Raw genomic sequence first — 20773 nt, 5'->3', positions numbered from 1 at the left:
GGCCGGTCAGCGTCCGCGGTAGGGCGGCACACCCGGATCCGGCAGCCACGCGTTCTTCGGCAGCTCGCCCGTCTGCCAGAACACGTCGATCGGGATGCCGCCGCGGGGATACCAGAAGCCGCCGATGCGCAGGTAGCGCGGCTCCAGGAGGTCGCGCAGCCGCTTGCCGATCGCCACGGTGCAATCCTCGTGGAACGCGCCGTGGTTGCGGAATGAGCCGAGGTAGAGCTTCAGCGACTTCGACTCCACGAGCCAGTCGCCGGGCACGTAGTCGATCACCAGGATCGCGAAATCCGGCTGCCCGGTGACCGGGCAGATCGAGGTGAATTCGGGCGCGGTGAACCGGGCGACGTAGTCGGTGTCCGCGTGCGGGTTCGGGACCCGGTCGAGTCGCGCCTCCTCGGGGGAGGTGGGGAAGGGCGTCGGCTGGCCGAGCTGGAGGTCGTTGGCGGAGGTCATGGCGGGCATATAAAGCCTGTCGGCGCCGCGCGCATCTGTCTGATCCGCGACGCTTTCCCGGGTGGACCGGGCTGTGCGCCGCCCGTCCCGACGCTTGCCGCCGGCCGCCGCTTGACGGATAAGCCGCCGCGATGCGCCGCACCCTCTGATTTGGGCGCGGCCACCGACCCGCGGCCCCCGCGAGAGGACGTTCCATGACCGCGATCACCAATATCAGCGCCCGCGAGATTCTCGACAGCCGCGGCAACCCCACGGTCGAAGTCGACGTCATCCTGGAGGACGGCTCCTTCGGCCGCGCCGCGGTGCCGTCGGGCGCCTCCACCGGCGCCCACGAGGCCGTGGAGCTGCGCGACGGCGACAAGAACCGGTTCCTCGGCAAGGGCGTCCTCAAGGCGGTCGAGGCGGCGCAGACCGAGATCCTCGACGCGATCGGCGGCATGGAGGCCGAGGATCAGGTCGCGGTCGACGAGGCGATGATCGAGCTCGACGGCACGCCCAACAAGGCGCGGCTCGGTGCCAACGCGATCCTGGGCGTCTCGCTGGCGGTGGCGAAGGCCGCGGCCGAGGCGTCCGGCCTGCCGCTCTACCGCTACGTCGGCGGCGTGCAGGGCCGGGTGCTGCCGGTGCCGATGATGAACATCATCAACGGCGGGGCGCATGCCGACAACCCGATCGACTTCCAGGAATTCATGATCATGCCGGTGGGCGCCGATTCGCTCGCCGAGGCCGTGCGCATGGGCTCCGAGGTGTTCCACACCCTCAAGGGCAAGCTGAAGAAGGCCGGCCACAACACTAATGTCGGCGACGAAGGCGGCTTCGCTCCGAACCTGCCATCCGCCGAAGCCGCTCTCGACTTCGTGATGGAGGCGATCAGCGCCGCCGGCTTCAAGCCCGGCCAGGACATGGCCCTGGCGCTCGACTGCGCCGCCACCGAGTTCTTCAAGGACGGCGCCTACGCCTACGAGGGCGAGGGGAAGACCCGCACCATCGAGGCGCAGGTCGATTACCTCGCGCAGCTCGTCGCCACCTATCCGATCGTCTCCATCGAGGATGGCATGTCGGAGGACGACTGGGCCGGCTGGAAGCTCCTGACCGACAAGATCGGCGCGCAGTGCCAGCTCGTGGGCGACGACCTGTTCGTCACCAACGTCGAGCGCCTGTCCCGCGGCATCGCAGAGGGCACGGCCAACTCGATCCTGATCAAGGTCAACCAGATCGGCTCGCTCACCGAGACCCTGGCGGCGGTCGATATGGCCCAGCGCGCCGGCTACACCGCGGTGATGTCGCACCGTTCCGGCGAGACCGAGGATTCGACCATCGCCGACCTCGCGGTCGCCACCAATTGCGGGCAGATCAAGACCGGCTCGCTCGCCCGCTCGGACAGACTGGCCAAGTACAACCAGCTGATCCGCATCGAGGAAGGCCTGGGCCCGCAGGCGCTCTATGCCGGCCCGGCGGCGCTCAAGCAGCTCGCCCGGCGCTGATCCGGCGGATCCTGCTGACCGGCCTGCTCACCCTCGGAGCGGCCGGCCCAGCCTGTGCCGACCCGCTCTGCGACGGCGCACGTCCGACGCTCAGCGCGCAACTGCTGTTCGGCCTGTCGCGGCCGGATGGCGGCCTCATCCCGCAGCGGGCCTTCGACCGGTTCCTGGCCGAGCGGATCACCCCCCGCTTCCCGGACGGGCTGACGGTGTTCTCCGGCCGGGGCCAGTGGCGCGGGCCGGACGGACGGCGCGTGCATGAGGCTGCCCGCATCGTCCTCATCGTCACCGGGGCGACGCCCGAGGCGGTCGCGGCCCTGCGCAGCATCCAGGAAGAGTACCGGGAGCACTTCGCCCAGGGCGCCGTCGGGCTGGTGCTGCAGCGGAGCTGTGCGCTGTTCTGAGGGCGGCGGCAGGACGGGGGGAGGCCGGTCTTCCGGGCCCCGCAGCCTGCGCCGCCTCAGGCCGACGCGGCATCGGACGGCTCCGCCGGCACGGTCCAGACCCGCATCGGCCGCGACAGGCCCCGCAACTCGATCGTCCCGACAGGCTCCAGCCGCCGGGCGCACCGCTCGGCGAAGGAATCCGAGACCAGGAGCGCATGGCCGAGGGCCGCGCACTGGCTCTCGATCCGGCTGGCCTCGTTGACCGCCGGCCCGATGATCGTGAAGTCGAGGCGCCGCTCGGTCCCGACATTGCCGTAGATGACCGTCCCGAAATGCACCACGCACTCGGCCGGCAGCTCCGGCAGACCCGCGGCGCGGCGGCGGTCGTTGAGCGCCGCGTTGGCGGCGAGCCCCTCGGTCGCGGCATCCAGGGCGCCGCCGCAGACCGGGCAGGGGAGGGTGTCGGCGTCCGGCACCGGGAAGATGGCCAGGAACCCGTCACCCAGGAATTTCAGGATCTCGCCGCCGTGCCGCGCCACCGGGTCGCCCAGCGCGTCGAAATGCTCGTTGAGCCACGTGACCATGTCGGCCGGATCGACCCGGTCGGCCAGCGCCGTGAAGCCGCGCAGGTCCGTCAGCAGGATGGCGGCCGGAATGGCCCGCCCCTCGCCGCGCCGGATCTGGCCGTCGAGCACCCGCTCGGCGGTGGAACGGCCGAGATAGGTCGCCGACACCTCGCGGAACGTGTGGGCCAAGCTCATCTTGGCGATTGCCAGCGTCAGGAACGGCAGGACGTCGGCGATGGCCGACAGGTGCGCCTCGGTGAAGCCGCCGGCGCCGCGGGTGCAGAACGACACCGCGATGCCGCGCAGCGCGGTGCCGGGCGCAAACTCGACGATGTGCAGCACGTAATCGACGCCGCCCTGTGCCCCGAGGGCCTTCAGGACCGGAAAGTCCGTCTCCAGCTCGGGCGCGTCGAGGCGCCAGCGGCCGAAGGTCTCGCCCTTCTCCACCAGCGCGTAGACGGGGCTCAGGAGCCAGTCGCTCTCCTCGTCGGCACCGTGGGCGTTGGCCACGAAGGACAGCCCCTCGCCCGCGTGCCAGTTCAGGCTGACGCCGCGCAGGGTCGGATCGAGGGCCGGGGCCATGACGCTGACCCGCCAGACGGGGATGCCCGCGCCGACCAGCGCCTCGCAGAATCCGGAGAGCAGGCTGTCGTGGTCGTCGGTCGCCGTTGCGTGCGCGGCGACCCAGCGTCCCAGATGCGTCAGGTCCATCCCTCAGCCTCGCCCCTGTCCGTGCCGATCACGCCCCGAACCTGTCGCGGCACGATCGCAAAGAACCATTAACCTTTCCGCGCGAGGGTCGCGCCATGGTCGTGCGCCGCCGAGTCAGAATGGTTGTGTTGCCGCTGGGTCTCTGGACCCTGTCGGCGCTCGTGGTCGGCTATTTCGTGTGGCAGGCCGAGAGCGGCAACCGCGGACTCGAAGCCAAGAAGGCGCTGAAAATCCGCGCCTACGGCCTCAATCAGGAACTCGCCGCCGTGCGGGCCGAGCGCGCCACCTGGGAGCACCGGGTCGCGCTGCTGAAGAGCGACCAGATCGACCGCGACCTCCTGGAGGAACGGGCGCGGATCGTGCTCGGCCGGGTCCACGCCAACGACGTGGTTATCATCACGCCCTGATCGCCGCCGGGCCCCGTGAGTCCGCCCCGAAAGTCCTCTGACAAGAGCGGCTTCCTGTCAGAGCGGCAGCCCTCGCTTTCCAATCCTCGCTGTCCTACACCCCCACCACGTCGCGTGGAATCACGGGGAGAGCGCCGATGGACGCCGCCAAGGAGCCTGCCAAGGACGCTTCGTCCTCCCAATCGCAGGCCGCGAGCCCTCAGGCGGCCGAGGCGCACAAGCCGGCGCCCAACATGCCGCAATTCACCCGGGACGAGGATCTCCACGCCTACCACGAGATGCTGCTGATCCGGCGCTTCGAGGAGAAGGCCGGCCAGCTCTACGGCATGGGCCTGATCGGCGGCTTCTGCCACCTCTATATCGGCCAGGAGGCCGTGGTGATCGGCATGCAGATGGCCTCGGTCGAGGGCGACCAGGTCATCACCGGCTACCGCGACCACGGCCACATGCTGGCCTGCGGCATGGACCCGAAGGGCGTCATGGCCGAGCTGACCGGCCGCCGCGGCGGCTACAGCCGCGGCAAGGGCGGCTCGATGCACATGTTCAGCCGCGAGAAGCAGTTTTTCGGCGGTCACGGGATCGTCGGCGCACAGGTCTCGCTGGGCACGGGCCTCGCCTTCGCCGACCATTACCGGGAGAACGGCAAGGTCAGCCTGACCTATATGGGCGACGGCGCGGCCAACCAGGGCCAGGTCTACGAGAGCTTTAACATGGCGGCGCTCTGGAAGCTGCCGGTCGTCTACGTCATCGAGAACAACCGCTACGCCATGGGCACCTCGGTGGCCCGGGCCTCGGCGCAGACGGACTTCTCGAAGCGCGGCCTCTCCTTCGGCATCCCCGGCGAGCAGGTCGACGGCATGGACGTGCGCACCGTCCGCGAGGCCGCCACCCGGGCGATCGAGCACGCCCGCAGTGGCCAGGGGCCCTACATCCTGGAGATGCAGACCTACCGCTATCGCGGCCACTCCATGTCCGATCCGGCCAAGTACCGGACCAAGGACGAGGTCTCGAAGATGCGCGACGAGCACGATCCGATCGAGATGGTGCGCAAGCGCCTGCTCGAGCTGCACGGCGTGCCCGAAGCCGAGCTGAAGGCCACCGACGCCAAGGTCCGCGAGACGGTGAACGCCTCGGCCGAGTTCGCCACCAACGATCCCGAGCCGGATCCGTCCGAGCTGTGGACCGACATCCTGCTGGACGCGCACGCCTGAGCGCGTCGCCGACGACGCTGGCCGCCCCCCGAACGAGACGACGACCGCAGAGCTGAGCATGGCGACCGACATCCTGATGCCCGCCCTCTCGCCCACCATGGAGGAGGGCAAGCTCGCCAAGTGGCTGAAGAAGGAGGGCGACCCGATCAAGTCCGGCGACGTGCTGGCCGAGATCGAGACCGACAAGGCCACCATGGAGGTGGAGGCGATCGACGAGGGCGTGCTCGCCAAGATCCTGATCGCGGAGGGCACCGAGGGCGTCGCGGTCAACACGCCGATCGCCGTCATCGCCGGCGAGGGCGAGGATCCGGCGAGCGTCCAGTCCGGCGGCGGGGCGAAGCCCAACGGCGCCGGCGGCCATCCGGCGCCGACGCCCGACATGCAGGCCGAGGGCATGGCCGACAAGCCCGCGCCCGCCGCCAAGACCGGCGACGACGCCCCGAAGGCGCCGGCGGCACCCGCCGTCATCACCAACAAGGCCCGAGAGCCGGTGATGGAGGAGTTCCCGGCCGACACGCCGATGGTCACCCAGACGGTCCGCGAGGCCCTGCGCGACGCCATGGCCGAGGAGATGCGCCGCGACGGCGACGTCTTCGTCATGGGCGAGGAGGTCGCCGAGTATCAGGGCGCCTACAAGGTCACCCAGAACCTGCTGCAGGAATTCGGACCGAAGCGCGTGGTCGACACCCCGATCACCGAGCACGGCTTCGCCGGCATCGGCGTCGGCGCGGCGCTCGCCGGGCTGAAGCCGATCGTGGAGTTCATGACCTTCAACTTCGCCATGCAGGCGATCGACCAGATCATCAACTCGGCGGCCAAGACCCTGTACATGTCCGGCGGCCAGCTCGGCTGCCCGATCGTGTTCCGCGGCCCGAACGGCGCGGCCGCCCGCGTCGCCGCCCAGCACAGCCACGACTACGCCGCGTGGTACTCCAACGTGCCGGGCCTCAAGGTGATCGCGCCCTACACGGCCTCCGACGCCAAGGGCCTGCTCAAGGCCGCGATCCGCGACCCGAACCCGGTGATCTTCCTCGAGAACGAGATCCTGTACGGGCAGTCCTTCCCGGTGCCGCAGCTCGACGACTTCGTGCTGCCGATCGGCAAGGCGCGGATCCACCGGACCGGCAGCGACGTGACCATCGTGTCCTTCGCGATCGGCATGACCTACGCCCTCAAGGCCGCGCAGGCCCTGGCCGAGCAGGGCATCGAGGCGGAGGTGATCGACCTGCGCACGATCCGCCCGATGGACACCGAGACGGTGGTGGAATCGGTGAAGAAGACCGGCCGCTGCATTACCGTCGAGGAGGGCTTCCCGCAATCCGGCGTCGGCGCCGAGATCGTGGCGCGCCTGATGGTCGACGCCTTCGATTTCCTGGACGCTCCGGTCCTGCGCATCACCGGCAAGGACGTGCCGATGCCCTACGCGGCCAATTTGGAGAAGCTGGCGCTGCCGAATGTGGCGGAGGTGGTCGAGGCCGCCAAGAGCGTCTGCTACAAGTGACGGGCGCGCGGGCGGGGCGCATGTCCCCGCCTCCGTCCCGGCAGGGGGCCCAAGGAACAGCCGGCGCGCCATGAGCCAAGATTCCAGCAGCGACTTCGCCGAACTCGCCATCCCGCCCGACGCTCTCGAACAGGGCGGCATCGAGGTGCTGCGCGCCGCCGTGGTCGACGGCGCGGTGAGCGTGGCCCTCCGCCGCTCCTTCGACGACCCGGCCACCTGGGGCCGGCTCCTGGCCGATCTCGCCCGGCAGGCAGCCCGCGCCTACGCGCTGGAGACCGACATGTCGGAGGAGGAGGCGGTCGAGCGCATCCGCGCGGGCTGGGAGGCCGAGGGGCTCGACCCCGGCGGCCTCAACTAGCGATGGCTGCCGACCATGGCTGAGGCGGCTGTCCGGCAGGCGACCTACGCGGATCTGGAGGCTGTCCCCGCGCATCTCGTCGCCGAGATCATCGACGGTGTGCTGGAGACGCATCCGCGGCCGCGGCCCCGGCACGCGATGGCCGCGTCCGATTTGTCCACCTTGCTGGGCACCCCGTTCCGTTATGGACGCGGCGGACCCGGCGGCTGGATTTTCATGATTGAACCGGAACTCCACCTGGGTGCCCATGTCGTGGTGCCGGATCTGGCGGCTTGGCGCCGGGAGCGGGTGCCGACCGACTTGGAAGCGGCCCACATCGAGATCGCGCCGGACTCGGTCTGCGAGATCCTCTCGCCCTCCACGGTCCGCCTCGATCGCGGGCGCAAGCGCCGCATCTATGCGGAGGCCAAGATCGGTCACCTCTGGCTGCTCGATCCAGCCGCGGGCGTGCTCGAAGGCTTCGCCCTCGCGGACGGGCGCTGGGTGCTCCTCGCTACGGTCCAGCGCGGCGAGGCCGTGGCCCTGCCGCCCTTCGACGCCGTCCCGTTCCCCCTCGACGACCTCTTTCCCTTCGACGATCCGGCCGCCCCGGCCTTGCCCGAGACCTGATGCCATGCCGATCAACGTGCTGATGCCCGCGCTCTCCCCGACCATGGAGAAGGGCAACCTCGCCAAGTGGCTCAAGAAGGAGGGCGACGCGGTCAAGTCCGGCGACGTGCTGGCCGAGATCGAGACCGACAAGGCCACCATGGAGGTGGAGGCCATCGACGAGGGCGTGCTCGCCAAGATCCTCGTGCCCGAGGGCACCGCGGACGTGCCGGTCAACGACCTGATCGCCATCATCGCCGCCGAGGGCGAGGACGTGTCGGCGGCCGCCGCCGGCGGTGCGCCGAAGGCGGCCTCCAACGGAGCGGCCAAGCCTGACGCCAAGCCTGACGCCAAGCCTGAGCCGAAGGCCGACGCCTCGGCGGCCAACCAGAACACCACGCCCGGCGGCGGCCACATGGGGTACGAGCGGGTGAACGCGGCGCCGGAAGGCGCGCAGCCCGGCGGGGCGCCGCAGGCCAGCACGGGCGGACGGGTCTTCGCTTCGCCGCTCGCCCGGCGGATCGCCAAGCAGGAGGGTGTCGATCTCGGCGCCGTCCAGGGCAGCGGCCCGCACGGCCGCATCATCGCCCGGGACGTCCAGGCCGCGAAGGCCTCCGGGGCCACCCAGGCGCCCGCCGCCCCCCAGGCCGCCGAGGCGCCGAAGGCGGCCACCCCCGCCCCGAAGGCCGCCGCCGCGGGCGGCGCGCCGGCCGGCCTCACGACCGATCAGGTCAAGGGCTTCTACGCCAAGGATGCCTACGAGGAGGTGCCCCTCGACGGCATGCGCAAGACCATCGCCAAGCGCCTCACCGAGGCGATGCAGGTCGCCCCGCACTTCTACCTGACGGTGGATTGCGAGCTCGACGCGCTGATGAAGCTGCGGGAGACGCTCAACGGCTCCGCGGCCAAGGACAAGGACGGGAAGCCCGCCTTCAAGCTCTCGGTGAACGACTTCGTCATCAAGGCGATGGGCCTCGCGCTCACCCGCGTGCCGGCCGCCAACGCGGTCTGGGCCGAGGACCGGATCCTGCGCTTCAAGCACGCCGAGGTCGGCGTCGCGGTCGCCATCGACGGCGGGTTGTTCACCCCGGTGATCCGCCGGGCGGACGAGAAGACGCTCTCGACCATCTCCAACGAGATGAAGGACTTCGCCGCCCGGGCCCGCGCCAAGAAGCTGAAGCCCGAGGAGTACCAGGGCGGCGTCACCTCGGTGTCGAACCTCGGCATGTTCGGCATCAAGCACTTCACCGCGGTGATCAACCCGCCGCAATCGAGCATCCTGGCGGTGGGCGCCGGCGAGAAGCGCGTCGTCGTGAAGGACGGGGCGCCGGCCGTGGTCCAGGTCATGACCTGCACCCTGTCCTGCGACCACCGCGTCCTCGACGGTGCGCTCGGCGCGGAGCTGGTCTCGGCCTTCAAGGGGCTGATCGAGAACCCGATGGGCATGCTGGTCTGAGCCGGAGCACACGATGTCCGACACCTACGACGTCCTCATCATCGGCGCCGGGCCCGGCGGCTACGTCACGGCGATCCGCGCGGCGCAGCTCGGGTTCAAGACCGCCGTGGTCGATCGCGAGCACCTAGGCGGCATCTGCCTGAATTGGGGCTGCATCCCCACCAAGGCGCTGCTCCGTTCGGCCGAGATCTACCACTACTTCCAGCACGCCGGCGATTACGGGCTGACCGCGGAGAAGGTCGGGTTCGACACCGCGGCCATCGTGAAGCGCTCCCGCGGCGTCTCGGGCCGGCTCAACGGCGGCGTCGGCATGCTGCTCAAGAAGAACAAGGTCGACGTGATCTGGGGCGAGGCCGCGGTCGACAGCGCCGCACAGGGCAACCAGCCCGGCCAGGTCACCGTGACGGAGACCAAGCGCGCCGAGGCGCCGAAGGGCGCCAAGGGGGCCGGCACCTACAAAGCCAAGCACATCATCGTGGCGACCGGCGCCCGGCCCCGGGCGATCCCCGGGATCGAGCCCGACAAGAAGCTGATCTGGACTTACTATGAGGCCATGGTCCCCGAGACGATGCCCAAGAGCCTGCTGGTCATGGGCTCGGGCGCGATCGGCATCGAGTTCGCCTCGTTCTACCGCACCATGGGCGCCGAGGTGACCGTGGTGGAGCTGCTGCCGCAGATCCTGCCCGTGGAGGATGCCGAGATCGCAGGCCTCGCCCGCAAGCGCTTCGAGAAGCAGGGGATCAAGATTCTCACCGGCGCGAAGGTCACGAAGGTCGAGAAGGGCGCCGATTCCATCACGGCGACCATCGAGGGCGGCGACGGAAAGTCACAAACGATCACGGCTGAAAAACTGATCTCGGCGGTGGGCGTCGTCGGCAACATCGAGAAGATCGGCCTGGAAAAGCTCGGGGTGAAGATCGACCGCGGGATCGTGGTGACCGACGGGCTCGGCCGCACCAACGTGCCCGGTCTCTACGCGATCGGCGACGTCGCCGGCCCGCCGATGCTCGCCCACAAGGCGGAGCACGAGGGCGTCATCTGCATCGAGACGATCAAGGGCCTGCACACCCACCCGATGGACAAGGCCAAGATCCCGGGCTGCACCTATTGCCAGCCGCAGATCGCCAGCGTCGGCCTGACCGAGGCCAAGGCCAAGGAGCAGGGTTTTGCGGTGAAGGTCGGCCGGTTCCCCTTCGCGGGCAACGGCAAGGCGATCGCGCTCGGTGAGCCGGACGGGCTGATCAAGACCGTGTTCGACGCCAAGACCGGCCAGCTGCTCGGCGCCCACATGGTCGGCGCCGAGGTGACCGAGCTGATCCAGGGCTACGTGGTGGCGATGAACCTGGAGAGCACCGAGGAGGAGCTGATGCACACGGTGTTCCCGCACCCGACGCTCAGCGAGATGATGCACGAGAGCGTGCTCGACGCCTACGGCAAGGTGATCCACACCTGATCCGGCAGTGGGAAGCCGGGCTCGGGTCGGGCTCCGGTCCGGCCCAGGCCGGGCCGGGCCGGCACGGGTCCGTCAGTCCGAACCGGGCGCCGCCGCGCGCGTCAGGCTCACCAGCTGAAACAGGAGGATCACCGCGACCGTCGCCGTACTGCCGCCGACGGGGATCAGGAGCAGCGCCGCGATGGGATCGAGCCCCCGGACGAGCAGCAGCGTGATGCAGCTGCCGAGCACGGACGCGAGGGTCATCCGGAAGATGCAGCATTCGGAAGGTTGCATGGTCCCTCCAGTCGAGCGTCCACGGGAATGTGGGAGCGCGCGGCGGTTCGGCAACCATAAATAGATAAAACTCAAAAACAAATGCTGAGGTTGCGCAAGGCGATGGCGATCCGCGCCGACACCGGAACGCCCGTCAGCGGCGCAGCCGATCCACCGGCTCGGCCTGATCCGGCGAGGGGACGTAAGCGCACCACTCGCAGATGCCGCGCTCGGCGCCGCGCTGTGCGTTGCGCTGCGAACAGAGCGGGCAGACGAGCAGGATCAGCCGCCGACCGGATTGCAGGGCCAGCCCGCGGCCCCGGAATGTGACCTCGGTCGCCGCATCGCCGGAGGTCTGATTCCGGGCGCTCATGACGCCACCCCGCCGACCGCCGGCCGGATCGCAGGTCTGCACATGGTCTCGATCCGCATGGCGATGCCGCCCCCCAGCGTTCCTGCCAAGACGTCGCTGCGGGGATAAGCGGCGAAGGGCCGAATGGCTCCGCTTCCGCATGTGGACCGGGCCGGATGCGCACGGACCGAAACGGCCCTATGACGTCCGGCACGACCGGCGCAGGAGCGATGCGAAACGCGATGCAGGACACGATGCAGGGCGACCCCATCGACGCGGCCGGCGGCCTTCCCACCTTCGCCGACGTGGCCCGCGCCGCGGAGCGGATCGCCGGGGCCGCCCATCGCACGCCGGTCCTGACCTCGCGCACCGCGGACGCGATGACCGGCGGCCGGCTGTTCTTCAAGGCGGAGAACCTGCAACGGGCCGGCGCCTTCAAGTTCCGCGGGGCCTACAACGCGATCAGCGCCCTTCCGGAGGCGGCCCGCGCCCGCGGGGTGATCACGTATTCCTCCGGCAACCACGCCCAGGCGATCGCGCTGGCGAGCCGGTTGCTCGGCGCCCCCGCCACCATCATCATGCCGGGCGACGCCCCCGCCGCGAAGATCGCCGCCACGCGTGGCTACGGCGCCGAGGTGGTCCTGTACGACCGCTACAGCCAGGATCGCGAGGCGCTCGGCCGGGAGATCGCGCAGGCCCGCGGCCTGACGCTGATCCCCCCCTTCAATCATCCCGACGTCATCGCCGGGCAGGGGACCCTGGCTCAGGAGCTGATCGAGACGGTCGGCCCCCTCGACATGCTGGTGGCCTGCCTGGGCGGCGGCGGCCAGCTCGCGGGCTGCGCGCTGGCCGCGGCGGAGCTGTCGCCGGGCTGCCGGGTGATCGGCGTCGAGCCGGAGGCGGGCAATGACGGGCAGCGCTCGTTCCGCGAGGGCCGGATCGTCACGATTCCCGTGCCCCGCACCATCGCCGACGGGGCGCAGTCGACGGCGCTGGGCGACCTCACTTTCGCGATCATCCGCGCGGGGGTGTCCGACATCCTCACCGTCACCGACGCGCAGCTCGTCGAGACCATGCGGTTCTTCGCCAGTCGGATGAAGCTCGTGGTCGAGCCGACCGGCTGCCTCGCGGCGGCGGCGGTGCTCCACGGGCTCGTGGACGTGACGGACAAGCGCGTCGGCGTGGTGATCAGCGGCGGCAACGTCGATCTGGCGGCCTTCGCGCGGCTCACCGGCGAGTCGGCCTGAGGCGTCGATTGCCGGGCCGGTGTGCTCCCGCCGCGGTGGACCGGCCCCGACCCAATGCTTATCTTGTGGCTGCCAGAATGCGCGTCCCCGGGCCTTGAACCCGGATGGGCGGGAGGATGACAATGTCCACGAGCTTCAAGGTTCTGTCGCTGACCGATCGGGCTGCCGATCGGATCAAGGCGATCATGGCGGAGGCCGACCGGCCGATCGCCGGTCTGCGCGTCGGTGTCCGGAACGGCGGCTGCGCCGGGATGTCGTACACGATGGAATATGCCGAGGCGGTCAAGCCCGGCGAGGACGTGGTCGAGGATCGCGGCGTGCGCGTCTTCGTCGATCCGAAGGCGGTGCTGTTCCTGCTCGGCACGGAGATGGACTTCACCACCACCAAGCTGGCGTCGCAGTTCGTGTTCAACAACCCGAACCAGACCTCGGCCTGCGGTTGCGGAGAATCCGTGGCGATCACGCCGGTCTCGGCGGACCGCCTGTCCGCGCCGGCCTGAGGCTCCCGCTCACCGTCGGCGCGGGGAGCGCGGCGGCCCGGCCGCGCCCCCGGCGCGGAAGGTCTCCCGCTCCCGAAGCGCTCCGCCGCGGGCGGGCGCCGTCGCGGCGCCCCTAGGCCACCTGCGACAGCGACTCGGCCGCATCGTCCAGGAAGCGGTTCCGGCCCGCGCGCTTGGCCGCGAACATGCACAGGTCGGCCCGCTCCATCAGCGAGGCCGGCGTATCCCCCGGGCACAGCACCGCGACCCCCAGGGAGATGGTGATCTTGCCGAGCGACTCGCCGGTCGAGCGCTTGACCAGTTCGCGCCCCATCACGCTGGTGCGGACTGTCTCGGCCACCCGCTTGGCCACGGTGCGGTCGGCTCCGGGGAGGATGATACCGAACTCCTCGCCGCCGAACCGGGCGAGCTGCGCCTGCTTCCCGGCATTCTCGCGCATCACGATCGCCACGAGCCGCAGGACCTGGTCGCCCGTGAGGTGACCGTACAGGTCGTTGAAGCGCTTGAAGAAATCGATGTCGAGGATGATCAGGCTCATGGGATCGGTGCGCGCCCGCGCCGAATCCATGGCCGCCTTCAGCGTCTCCTCGAAATGCTTGCGGTTCGCCAGCCCGGTCAGGGCGTCGGTCAGGCTCTCGCGCCGGCTCGCATCGAGCTTCTCGCGCAGCGTCTCGATCTCGCTGCGCGTCTCGCGCATGCGGGCCTCGAGGATCCGGTTGTTGGCGGCGACTTCCCGGGTCGTGGCGGCCAGGGTCGCCACGATCTCGCCGAACCGCGCCCGGCTCGGAAGGCCCTGGGAGAGATCCTGGGCGACGCCGCGCAGCGATTCGCTGTACTGCGCCGTCGAGCCCAGGGAGAGGTCCAGGATCTCGGTGACCGCCGCGATCTCGCTCAGGACCACGCGGCTGACGTCGTCGGTGGTGCTCGCGAGGCGCCGCCCGTCGAGATAGGTCTCGTGCAGATCGTCGATGTCGCTCTCGGTGAGGCAGCCGTTCTGGGTGGTGAGGCGCTTCACGGCATCGGCGAGGAGCGGCAGCTCGCCCGACACGTAGGCATACCAGACCGCGTAGGCGCGCGGCGTCGCGGAGGGGCCGTAGTCGCGGATCAGGTCATGGCTGCGCTTCGCCAATGCGAAGCTGCGATCGCGGTCCGAATAGGTCTCCTGGCTCATCCGTATCCCGTGGTCCCGGGCGATCGGCGCGCATGCGCCGCGACCCTGACTTGATATACGGCAGTCTGGTAGCCGGACTGTTAAGCTCGAAAAGACCCTTGTTACCTTTCTTTCTTCGCCAACACTGGTCGAAGCAGAAATGCCGGGACGTGGGAACCCAAACCGACGGGCGTATCACCATCCGCATCGTTCCGGCGCCCGCGCTCCTCGCGCCCGGCCGCGCCGGCGCGCGCCGTCGTGCGTCCCGCAGCACGGCTCTCCGGGCGAGCCTCTTGGCGCCCCTCCTGCCGACTCTCCTGGCGTGCCTCCGGACGCTGCGCGGCCGCCGCACCGCGACCGGTGCGTGCCCGCGGACGCTCCTCCCGGGCCTCCTCGGCCTCGCCGGCGCTCCGGATCTCCTTGGCGTCGCCGCGACTGGCGTCGCCGCTCCTCGCGCGACCGCCCCGGGCAGCACCGCCCTTGTCGCCAGCCTTCGCGGAGCGCGCGCCGCGGCGGCCCTCGCCCGACCGGCCGCGGTGACGCGTCCCGGTGTCGCCGGACGGCTCGGCCACCGTCGAAAGATCGCCGTCCAGCCAGGGGATCGGCTGGCCGATCAGCGCCTCGATGGCGCCGAGGGAGCGCGTGTCCTCGGGGGCGACCAGCGTATAGGCCGTGCCGCTCCGGCCCGCGCGGCCGGTGCGGCCGATCCGGTGGACGTAATCCTCGGGGTGATGCGGCACGTCGAAGTTGAAGACGTGGCTCACGGCGGGGATATCGAGGCCGCGCGCCGCCACGTCGCTGGCGACGAGCAGGGCGGTCTCGCCGTTGCGGAACGCGTCCAGGGCGGTGGTCCGCGCCCGCTGATCCATGTCACCGTGGAGGGCGGCGGCGTCGAAGCCGTGGCTGACCAGGGACTTCTGGAGCAGGGCGACGTCGCGCTTGCGGTTGCAGAAGATGATCCCGTTCTTGAGTTCCGCCTCGCCGCGGATCAGGTCGCGCAAGCGCTCGCGCTTGGCATGCCCCTCGGCGCCGGTTGCGACCAGGCGCTGGGTGATCGTCGTGGCCGTGGAGGCGGGACGGGCGACCTCGACCCGCTGGGGGTTGTGCAGGAACATGTCCGCCAGCCGCTCGATCTCCGGCGGCATGGTCGCGGAGAAGAACAGGGTCTGCCGGGTGAACGGCACCATCTTCACGATGCGCTCGATATCGGGGATGAACCCCATGTCGAGCATGCGGTCGGCCTCGTCGATGACGAGCAGCTCGACGCCGGTGAGCAGGAGCTTGCCGCGCTCGAAATGGTCCAGGAGGCGACCGGGTGTCGCGATCAGCACGTCCGTGCCGCGCATCAGCTTGGCGTCTTGGTCGGCGAAGGACACGCCGCCGATGATCAGGGCCACGTTGAGCTTGTGGTTGGTGCCGTAGCGGTCGAAATTCTCGACCACCTGGGCCGCCAGTTCGCGGGTCGGTTCCAGGATCAGGGTCCGGGGCATCCGGGCCCGGGCGCGTCCGTTCTCCAGAAGCGTCAGCATCGGCAGCGTGAACGCCGCCGTCTTGCCGGTTCCCGTCTGGGCGATGCCGAGGACGTCGCGACGCGCCAGCACGTGGGGAATGGCCTCGGCCTGGATCGGCGTCGGCTCGGTATAACCCGCCGCTTCGACGGCGTTCAGGACTTTGTCACTCAGTCCCAGGTCGGAAAAAGGCATCTGCGTTCAGGAACCGTTGCGCGCCCGGCCGGCGCGAAGGACACCGTCGCGGCAACGGCTGGGAAAGGCTCGCGCGGGGCGATCGGGCGCTCCCGGGGCCGCGGGGCGCATCACGCATGTCAGTTAGGGCCCTGGCGCGACTTGTCAATCTCGCAATGGTGATGGCGCCCGCCGACGCACAGGGGATCGGGCGCCAAAACGGGCCTCGATCAGGGCTGGAGACGGTCGGATGCGGGCACGAGGCAGGGATCCAGGCGGGTGGACCGGGCGAATTCCGATGCCGCGAGGGCGCCGGTCGTCTGCGGATCCGCGATCCCCGGATGGGCCGGTCCCGCCAGGGCGGCGACCGCGGCGGCCATCGGTGCCGCATCGGGCCGGCTGAGCCGCGCGAGCTGGTAGGCGCCAACCACCGTGAGGAGCCCGACGAGTCCCGCCATGCGCAGGGTCCAGGGCAGGGGCCCGGCGGCCCGCCTCGGCCGCGCAGGATGCGATGCCGGGCCGGGAAGGCTCGCCGGAAGACCGGCCATCCCCTCCGGAGTCCGGCGCCTGCCGAAGGTTCTCCGGCTCCGTTCGTCGTGGCTGAGCATGGATGGACGGCTGTCTCCACCGGGCGAGGCGGCCGGCCGCGACGCGGGAGCCGGCAGGAAGCCGGTCGCGGGCGCTCGAGAGGGTAGGCCCGCCCGCAGCGACGGACCATCGGCGGATACGGTTAACCAATCGCTTACGACCGCGCGCACCCTCTCGCCAAAGTTGTGCCGGAATAAAACGGCCGCCCTGCATGCAACCGGCGAGACGTCGGACGCTATCACGGCACCCGTTGAGGCGTGCCCGAATATGCACGTCGCGCAACACAGCTAGTCTTACGAGCCTTTTCAGCTGTCCGCGTACAGTCTCGACGGGCAAGCGAGCCGGCTGCTTGGGAGACGGTCGGTTAGTCTTCATCTTTCGTTGACGGGATGTCCCTAGTCTGAGGATGCTTGTTGCAGGAAAGCGACAGACCCGCCATCCGAGAGCGCCTAGAAGGCTGCCGGCTCAAGCTAACCCCAGGACCGACACCACCATGAAGAAGCTTCTCCTCGCATCCACCGTCCTCGCCGGCTTGACCGCAACGGCGTCTGCCGCCGACCTGCCGCGCCGCGCTGCGCCGCCGCCGGTGTTCACGCCGGTGCCGGTGTTCACCTGGACCGGCTTCTACGTCGGTGTGAACGCCGGCTACGGCTTCGACGCCAACAGCCGCAACACCACCAGCTACGCCCTGCCGGGCGGCTCGCTGATCAACTCCCCCGGCACCTCGGGCGTCGTCAGCGTCAACAACCGCAACAACAACGACGGCTTCTCGGGCGGCGCCCAGATCGGCTACAACTACCAGTTCACGCCGGGCTCGGGCGTGGTGATCGGCTTCGAGGCCGACGCCCAGTACGTCGACTTCGCCCGCCGCGCCAACGCCACCCAGAACTACAGCTTCCTGGGCTTCCCCGGCGTCGCCTTCTCCAACCCGCCCGCCTTCGTCGCCACCAGCGGCAACGGCCTCGACTACTTCGGCACCGTCCGCGGCCGCCTCGGCTACGCCTTCGACCGCACCCTCGTGTACGGCACCGGCGGCTTCGCCTACGGATCCGGCCAGGACGACCAGAACTTCTCCGGCAACCGCTTCCGCGACAGCTTCCGCACCGGCTGGGCCGCCGGCGGCGGCGTCGAGTACGCCCTGCCCACCGACTCCTTCCTGAACTTCTTCCGCTCCTCGGCCGTCACCCTGAAGGTCGAAGGCCTGTACGTCAGCCTCGACCGCCAGAAGAACTCCGCCGGCGGCGTCTTCTACGGCAACCTCCTGCCCCCGAACGGCACCGCCTACCTCAACGGCGCCGCCGCCAAGACCGAGTTCGCCGTCGTCCGCGCCGGCCTGAACTACAAGTTCGGCTCGTACTAAGATCGAACGTCGGAGCCGGCTCGACCGGCTCCGCGCAACGGAAGGGCTCGGCCGCAAGGCCGGGCCCTTTCGCGTTTCAGGGTCGTGCCGCCGGACCGGTCGGGTGCGACAGGGAGCGCCGGAACCGCGCGTGCCACCCGCGATTGAGACCGCGGCGCCTCATGGGGACCAAGCGGGGACCGGGACGGGAACCCCGCGACGGGTCCGGGCGCACCGGAGCGATCAGCCATGCGAAGCCGAATCCTTCTCCTGTCGCTCGCGGCCCTGGCTCTGGCGGGAGCGCCTGCACGTGCGCAGGATGCCTCCGTGATCGGCAAGGATACGGTCCTGCCGGGCACGGGGCCGGGGACCTCGACGGACGGCCAGGGCGTCGGGCGGCTGATGGCGGCGGCGAATGCCGAGGACGCCGCCAAGCGTCAGGGGCTCAAGCCTGTGGCCTTCCTGGCCTCCAAGATGATCGGCGTGACGGTGCGCAACGCGGCAGGCGACAGCGTCGGCAAGATCGACGACCTGCTGATCACCGATGGCGGGACCCTTAAGGCCGTTGTGATCGATGTCGGCGGCTTCCTCGGCCTCGGCAGCAAGGTGATCGCCGTGGAGCCTGGTGCCCTTGTGCTGCGGCCGGGAGGCGAGCGGTTCTCGGCGGTCCTCAACATGAGCACCGACACGGTGTCGGCGGCCCAGCCCTTCGACCCGGCCAAGGCGGTTACCAAGCCCTGACGGTCCGGGCGGCCGGCGCGGTGGAAACCGCGTCGGCGCAACGGTTCAGATGTCGAGGTCGGCCCCCTCGGCGAAGGCCGCACGCTCGCTGATGAAGGCGAAGCGGGCCTCGGGCTTGTTGCCCATCAGCCGCTCGACCGTATCGCCGGTCGATTCCCGGGCCTCGTCCAGGACCGCGACGCGTAGCAACGTGCGCTTCTTCGGGTCCATGGTGGTCTCCTTGAGCTGGGCCGGCATCATCTCACCGAGGCCCTTGAACCGCCCGATCTCGACCTTGCCGGCCTTGAACACCGTCTTGATGATCCGCTCCCGGTCGGCGTCGTCCCGGGCATAGGCCACCTTGGAGCCCTGCTGCAGCCGGTAGAGCGGCGGGATCGCGAGGTAGAGATGCCCGCGGTCGATGAGCTTGGGCATCTGGCGGTAGAAGAAGGTGATCAGCAGCGAGGCGATGTGGGCGCCGTCGACGTCGGCGTCCGTCATGATGATCACCTTGTCGTAGCGCAGGTCGGCCTCGCGGAAGGCCGCGCCGGTGCCGCAGCCGAGCGCCAGGGTGAGGTCGGAAATCAGCTGATTGGCGCCGAGCTTGTCCCGGCTCGCCGAGGCGACGTTGAGGATCTTGCCGCGCAGGGGCAGGATCGCCTGGGTCGCCCGGTCGCGGGCCTGCTTGGCGGAGCCGCCGGCGGAATCACCCTCGACGATGAAGATCTCCGAGCCCGCGGTGCCGGCGGCCGAGCAATCGGCGAGCTTGCCGGGCAGGCGGAGCTTGCGGGTGGCGCTCTTGCGGGCGACCTCCTTCTCCTGGCGGCGGCGCAGGCGCTCCTCGGCCCGGTCGATCACCCAGTCGAGCAGCTTGTTGGCCTGGGCCGGGGAGGCGGCGAGCCAATGGTCGAAGGCGTCGCGCACCGCCGTCTCGACGATGCGCTGGGCCTCCACGGTGGCGAGCTTGTCCTTGGTCTGGCCCTGGAACTCGGGCTCGCGGATGAAGACCGAGAGCATGGACGCGCAGGTCGCCATGACGTCGTCGGTGGTCACCGCGGTCATGCGCTTGGCCTGGTTCACGCGCTCGGCGTGCTCGCGCAGGCCCCGGAGCAGGGCGACCCGCAGGCCGGCCTCGTGGGTGCCGCCCTCGGGCGTCGGGATGGTGTTGCAGTAGGAATGCGAGAACCCGTCCTCGGCGACCATCCAGGCCACCGCCCATTCCAGCGACCCGTGCGAGCCCGGCTTGGTGATCTTGCCGGAGAACATCGCGTCGGTGACCAGCTCCTTGCCGTCGATGTCGCGGGCGAGATAGTCGCGCAGGCCGTCGGGGAAGCGGTGCACGGCTTCCGCAGGTACGCCCTCCAGCCCCTCGAGGAGGGCGGGGGCGCAGCGCCAGCGGATCTCGACGCCGCCGAACAGGTAGGCCTTCGAACGCGCCATCTTGAACAGGCGGCGTGGGTCGAATTTCAGCGAGCCGAAGATCTGCGCGTCCGGGTGGAAGCGGACCCGGGTGCCGCGCCGGTTCTGCACCCGGCCGATCAGCTCCAGCGCTCCCTGCGCGTGGCCCCGCGAGAAGGTCTGGCGATACAGGGTCTGGTTGCGCGCCACCTCGACCTCGAGGAGGTCGGAGAGCGCGTTCACCACCGAGATGCCGACGCCGTGCAGGCCGCCCGAGGTCTCGTAGACCTTCGAGTCGAACTTACCGCCGGCATGCAGCGTGGTCATGATGACCTCGAGCGCCGACTTGCCGGGAAATTTCGGATGCGGGTCGACCGGGATGCCGCGGCCGTTGTCGGTGACCACGAGGGCACCGGTCTCCTCCAGCTCCACCTCGATGAAGCTGGCATGGCCGGCCACCGCCTCGTCCATGGAGTTGTCGATCACCTCGGCGAAGAGGTGGTGCAGCGCCCGCTCGTCGGTGCCGCCGATATACATGCCGGGGCGGCGCCGGACCGGCTCCAGCCCCTCCAGCACCTCGATGTCGGAGGCGGTGTAGCCGGAATCGGGCTCGGCCGCTGCGAGCGCCGTCACGGAGGCCGTGGCGTCCAGGCGCCGCCGCGGCTCCGGCGCGCGAGAGGGGGCTGTCGAGGCGGCCGCCTTGCCGCCCGGTCCGAACAGGTCGCGGGCCGGATCGCTCACGCGCGGCCTCCGCGGGCGCGGCGCATCGGCCGGCTCGGATTCGCGCAGACGGGTCTTGGGTCGTGGAGCATGCGCCTTCATCCCCGCATGATAGCGGAACAAAACGTAAACATCAAAACCGTTCGCCCCCAGGCGACGCGGCCGCACCATCGCATGCTGCGGCGCCGCGAGCGAGGGCCGGAACCGCCCCGACCCCCGAGGGGGCCAGGCGGCCCGTCATCACG

Annotated in this window: 21 protein-coding genes; 13 read left to right on the top strand and 8 right to left on the bottom strand. The window is 70.1% G+C overall.

Annotated elements, in window-relative coordinates:
* Positions 1–6: 6 nt before the first annotated feature.
* The gene (gene queF / locus PQI07_RS33705; RefSeq protein WP_043386379.1) at positions 7–459 is read right to left on the bottom strand and encodes a preQ(1) synthase; all 453 of its coding nucleotides are present in this window, start codon (positions 457–459) and stop codon (positions 7–9) included.
* Positions 460–653: 194 nt separating this feature from the next.
* On the opposite strand from queF, the gene eno reads away from it, so the two are divergent.
* Positions 654–1943 (top strand): phosphopyruvate hydratase, encoded by a 1290-nt coding sequence (eno, locus tag PQI07_RS33700; RefSeq protein WP_043356273.1) that lies wholly within the window; start codon positions 654–656, stop codon positions 1941–1943.
* Positions 1940–2344: a DUF3574 domain-containing protein gene (locus PQI07_RS33695; RefSeq protein WP_274929154.1), complete on the top strand. Its 405-nt coding sequence runs from the start codon at positions 1940–1942 to the stop codon at positions 2342–2344. Before eno ends, PQI07_RS33695 begins: the two co-directional genes overlap by 4 nt.
* A gap of 56 nt (positions 2345–2400) precedes the next feature.
* Here PQI07_RS33695 and PQI07_RS33690 read toward each other — a convergent pair whose 3' ends face one another.
* Positions 2401–3603, bottom strand: a complete 1203-nt coding sequence (locus tag PQI07_RS33690; protein WP_274929034.1) for an adenylate/guanylate cyclase domain-containing protein — start codon at positions 3601–3603, stop codon at positions 2401–2403.
* A 95-nt stretch (positions 3604–3698) separates the two neighbouring features.
* On the opposite strand from PQI07_RS33690, the gene PQI07_RS33685 reads away from it, so the two are divergent.
* The 7 genes from PQI07_RS33685 to lpdA all read left to right on the top strand — a co-directional run bounded on the left by PQI07_RS33685 (position 3699) and on the right by lpdA (position 10577).
* The gene (locus PQI07_RS33685; protein ID WP_043356265.1) at positions 3699–4010 is read left to right on the top strand and encodes an FtsB family cell division protein; all 312 of its coding nucleotides are present in this window, start codon (positions 3699–3701) and stop codon (positions 4008–4010) included.
* Between the two features lie 137 nt (positions 4011–4147).
* Positions 4148–5221 carry a pyruvate dehydrogenase (acetyl-transferring) E1 component subunit alpha gene (gene pdhA, locus PQI07_RS33680; protein WP_043356263.1) on the top strand — a complete coding sequence of 358 codons (1074 nt, stop codon included), beginning with the start codon at positions 4148–4150 and terminating at the stop codon, positions 5219–5221.
* Positions 5222–5279: 58 nt separating this feature from the next.
* Positions 5280–6722 (top strand): pyruvate dehydrogenase complex E1 component subunit beta, encoded by a 1443-nt coding sequence (locus tag PQI07_RS33675; RefSeq protein ID WP_043356260.1) that lies wholly within the window; start codon positions 5280–5282, stop codon positions 6720–6722.
* Positions 6723–6792: 70 nt separating this feature from the next.
* Positions 6793–7080 (top strand): DUF5076 domain-containing protein, encoded by a 288-nt coding sequence (locus PQI07_RS33670; protein WP_043356258.1) that lies wholly within the window; start codon positions 6793–6795, stop codon positions 7078–7080.
* Positions 7081–7095: 15 nt separating this feature from the next.
* Positions 7096–7689, top strand: coding sequence for a Uma2 family endonuclease (locus PQI07_RS33665; RefSeq protein WP_274929033.1), 594 nt, complete (start codon positions 7096–7098; stop codon positions 7687–7689).
* Between the two features lie 4 nt (positions 7690–7693).
* Entirely contained in the window at positions 7694–9124 is a 1431-nt protein-coding gene (locus PQI07_RS33660) for a pyruvate dehydrogenase complex dihydrolipoamide acetyltransferase (protein WP_274929032.1), read from the top strand.
* A 13-nt stretch (positions 9125–9137) separates the two neighbouring features.
* Positions 9138–10577, top strand: coding sequence for a dihydrolipoyl dehydrogenase (gene lpdA, locus PQI07_RS33655; protein WP_043756104.1), 1440 nt, complete (start codon positions 9138–9140; stop codon positions 10575–10577).
* Between the two features lie 72 nt (positions 10578–10649).
* Here the strand turns inward: lpdA and PQI07_RS33650 are convergent, their stop codons facing one another.
* Positions 10650–10853, bottom strand: a complete 204-nt coding sequence (locus PQI07_RS33650; protein WP_043356243.1) for a hypothetical protein — start codon at positions 10851–10853, stop codon at positions 10650–10652.
* A 133-nt stretch (positions 10854–10986) separates the two neighbouring features.
* Complete coding sequence (locus tag PQI07_RS33645) at positions 10987–11205, bottom strand: hypothetical protein (RefSeq protein WP_274929031.1); 219 nt, start codon at positions 11203–11205, stop codon at positions 10987–10989.
* Between the two features lie 209 nt (positions 11206–11414).
* On the opposite strand from PQI07_RS33645, the gene PQI07_RS33640 reads away from it, so the two are divergent.
* Entirely contained in the window at positions 11415–12431 is a 1017-nt protein-coding gene (locus tag PQI07_RS33640) for a threo-3-hydroxy-L-aspartate ammonia-lyase (RefSeq protein ID WP_043386375.1), read from the top strand.
* 122 nt (positions 12432–12553) lie between these two features.
* On the top strand, positions 12554–12931 hold the full coding sequence (locus PQI07_RS33635) for a HesB/IscA family protein (RefSeq protein WP_043356239.1): 378 nt from the start codon (positions 12554–12556) through the stop codon (positions 12929–12931).
* 112 nt (positions 12932–13043) lie between these two features.
* Here PQI07_RS33635 and PQI07_RS33630 read toward each other — a convergent pair whose 3' ends face one another.
* The 3 genes from PQI07_RS33630 to PQI07_RS33620 all read right to left on the bottom strand — a co-directional run bounded on the left by PQI07_RS33630 (position 13044) and on the right by PQI07_RS33620 (position 16221).
* On the bottom strand, positions 13044–14102 hold the full coding sequence (locus PQI07_RS33630; RefSeq protein WP_043356236.1) for a GGDEF domain-containing protein: 1059 nt from the start codon (positions 14100–14102) through the stop codon (positions 13044–13046).
* A 101-nt stretch (positions 14103–14203) separates the two neighbouring features.
* Positions 14204–15784: a DEAD/DEAH box helicase gene (locus PQI07_RS33625; protein ID WP_274929030.1), complete on the bottom strand. Its 1581-nt coding sequence runs from the start codon at positions 15782–15784 to the stop codon at positions 14204–14206.
* A 209-nt stretch (positions 15785–15993) separates the two neighbouring features.
* Complete coding sequence (locus PQI07_RS33620; protein WP_274929029.1) at positions 15994–16221, bottom strand: hypothetical protein; 228 nt, start codon at positions 16219–16221, stop codon at positions 15994–15996.
* Positions 16222–16844: 623 nt separating this feature from the next.
* Between PQI07_RS33620 and PQI07_RS33615 the strand changes: the two genes are divergently transcribed.
* A complete protein-coding gene (locus PQI07_RS33615; RefSeq protein WP_043349412.1) occupies positions 16845–17711 on the top strand; it encodes an outer membrane protein in 867 nt (288 codons plus the stop codon).
* Positions 17712–17939: 228 nt separating this feature from the next.
* The gene (locus tag PQI07_RS33610; RefSeq protein WP_043349409.1) at positions 17940–18431 is read left to right on the top strand and encodes a PRC-barrel domain-containing protein; all 492 of its coding nucleotides are present in this window, start codon (positions 17940–17942) and stop codon (positions 18429–18431) included.
* Positions 18432–18476: 45 nt separating this feature from the next.
* On the opposite strand, the gene parE is transcribed toward PQI07_RS33610, so the two are convergent.
* The gene (gene parE / locus PQI07_RS33605) at positions 18477–20549 is read right to left on the bottom strand and encodes a DNA topoisomerase IV subunit B (RefSeq protein WP_043349421.1); all 2073 of its coding nucleotides are present in this window, start codon (positions 20547–20549) and stop codon (positions 18477–18479) included.
* Positions 20550–20773 lie beyond the last annotated feature (224 nt).

Source organism: Methylobacterium sp. 092160098-2, from assembly GCF_028920805.1.
In the GTDB taxonomy this organism is placed as follows: Bacteria; Pseudomonadota; Alphaproteobacteria; order Rhizobiales; family Beijerinckiaceae; genus Methylobacterium; species Methylobacterium fujisawaense.
Note: the sequence above shows the minus strand (reverse complement) of the source record. Positions and strands in the feature narration are given on the sequence as shown.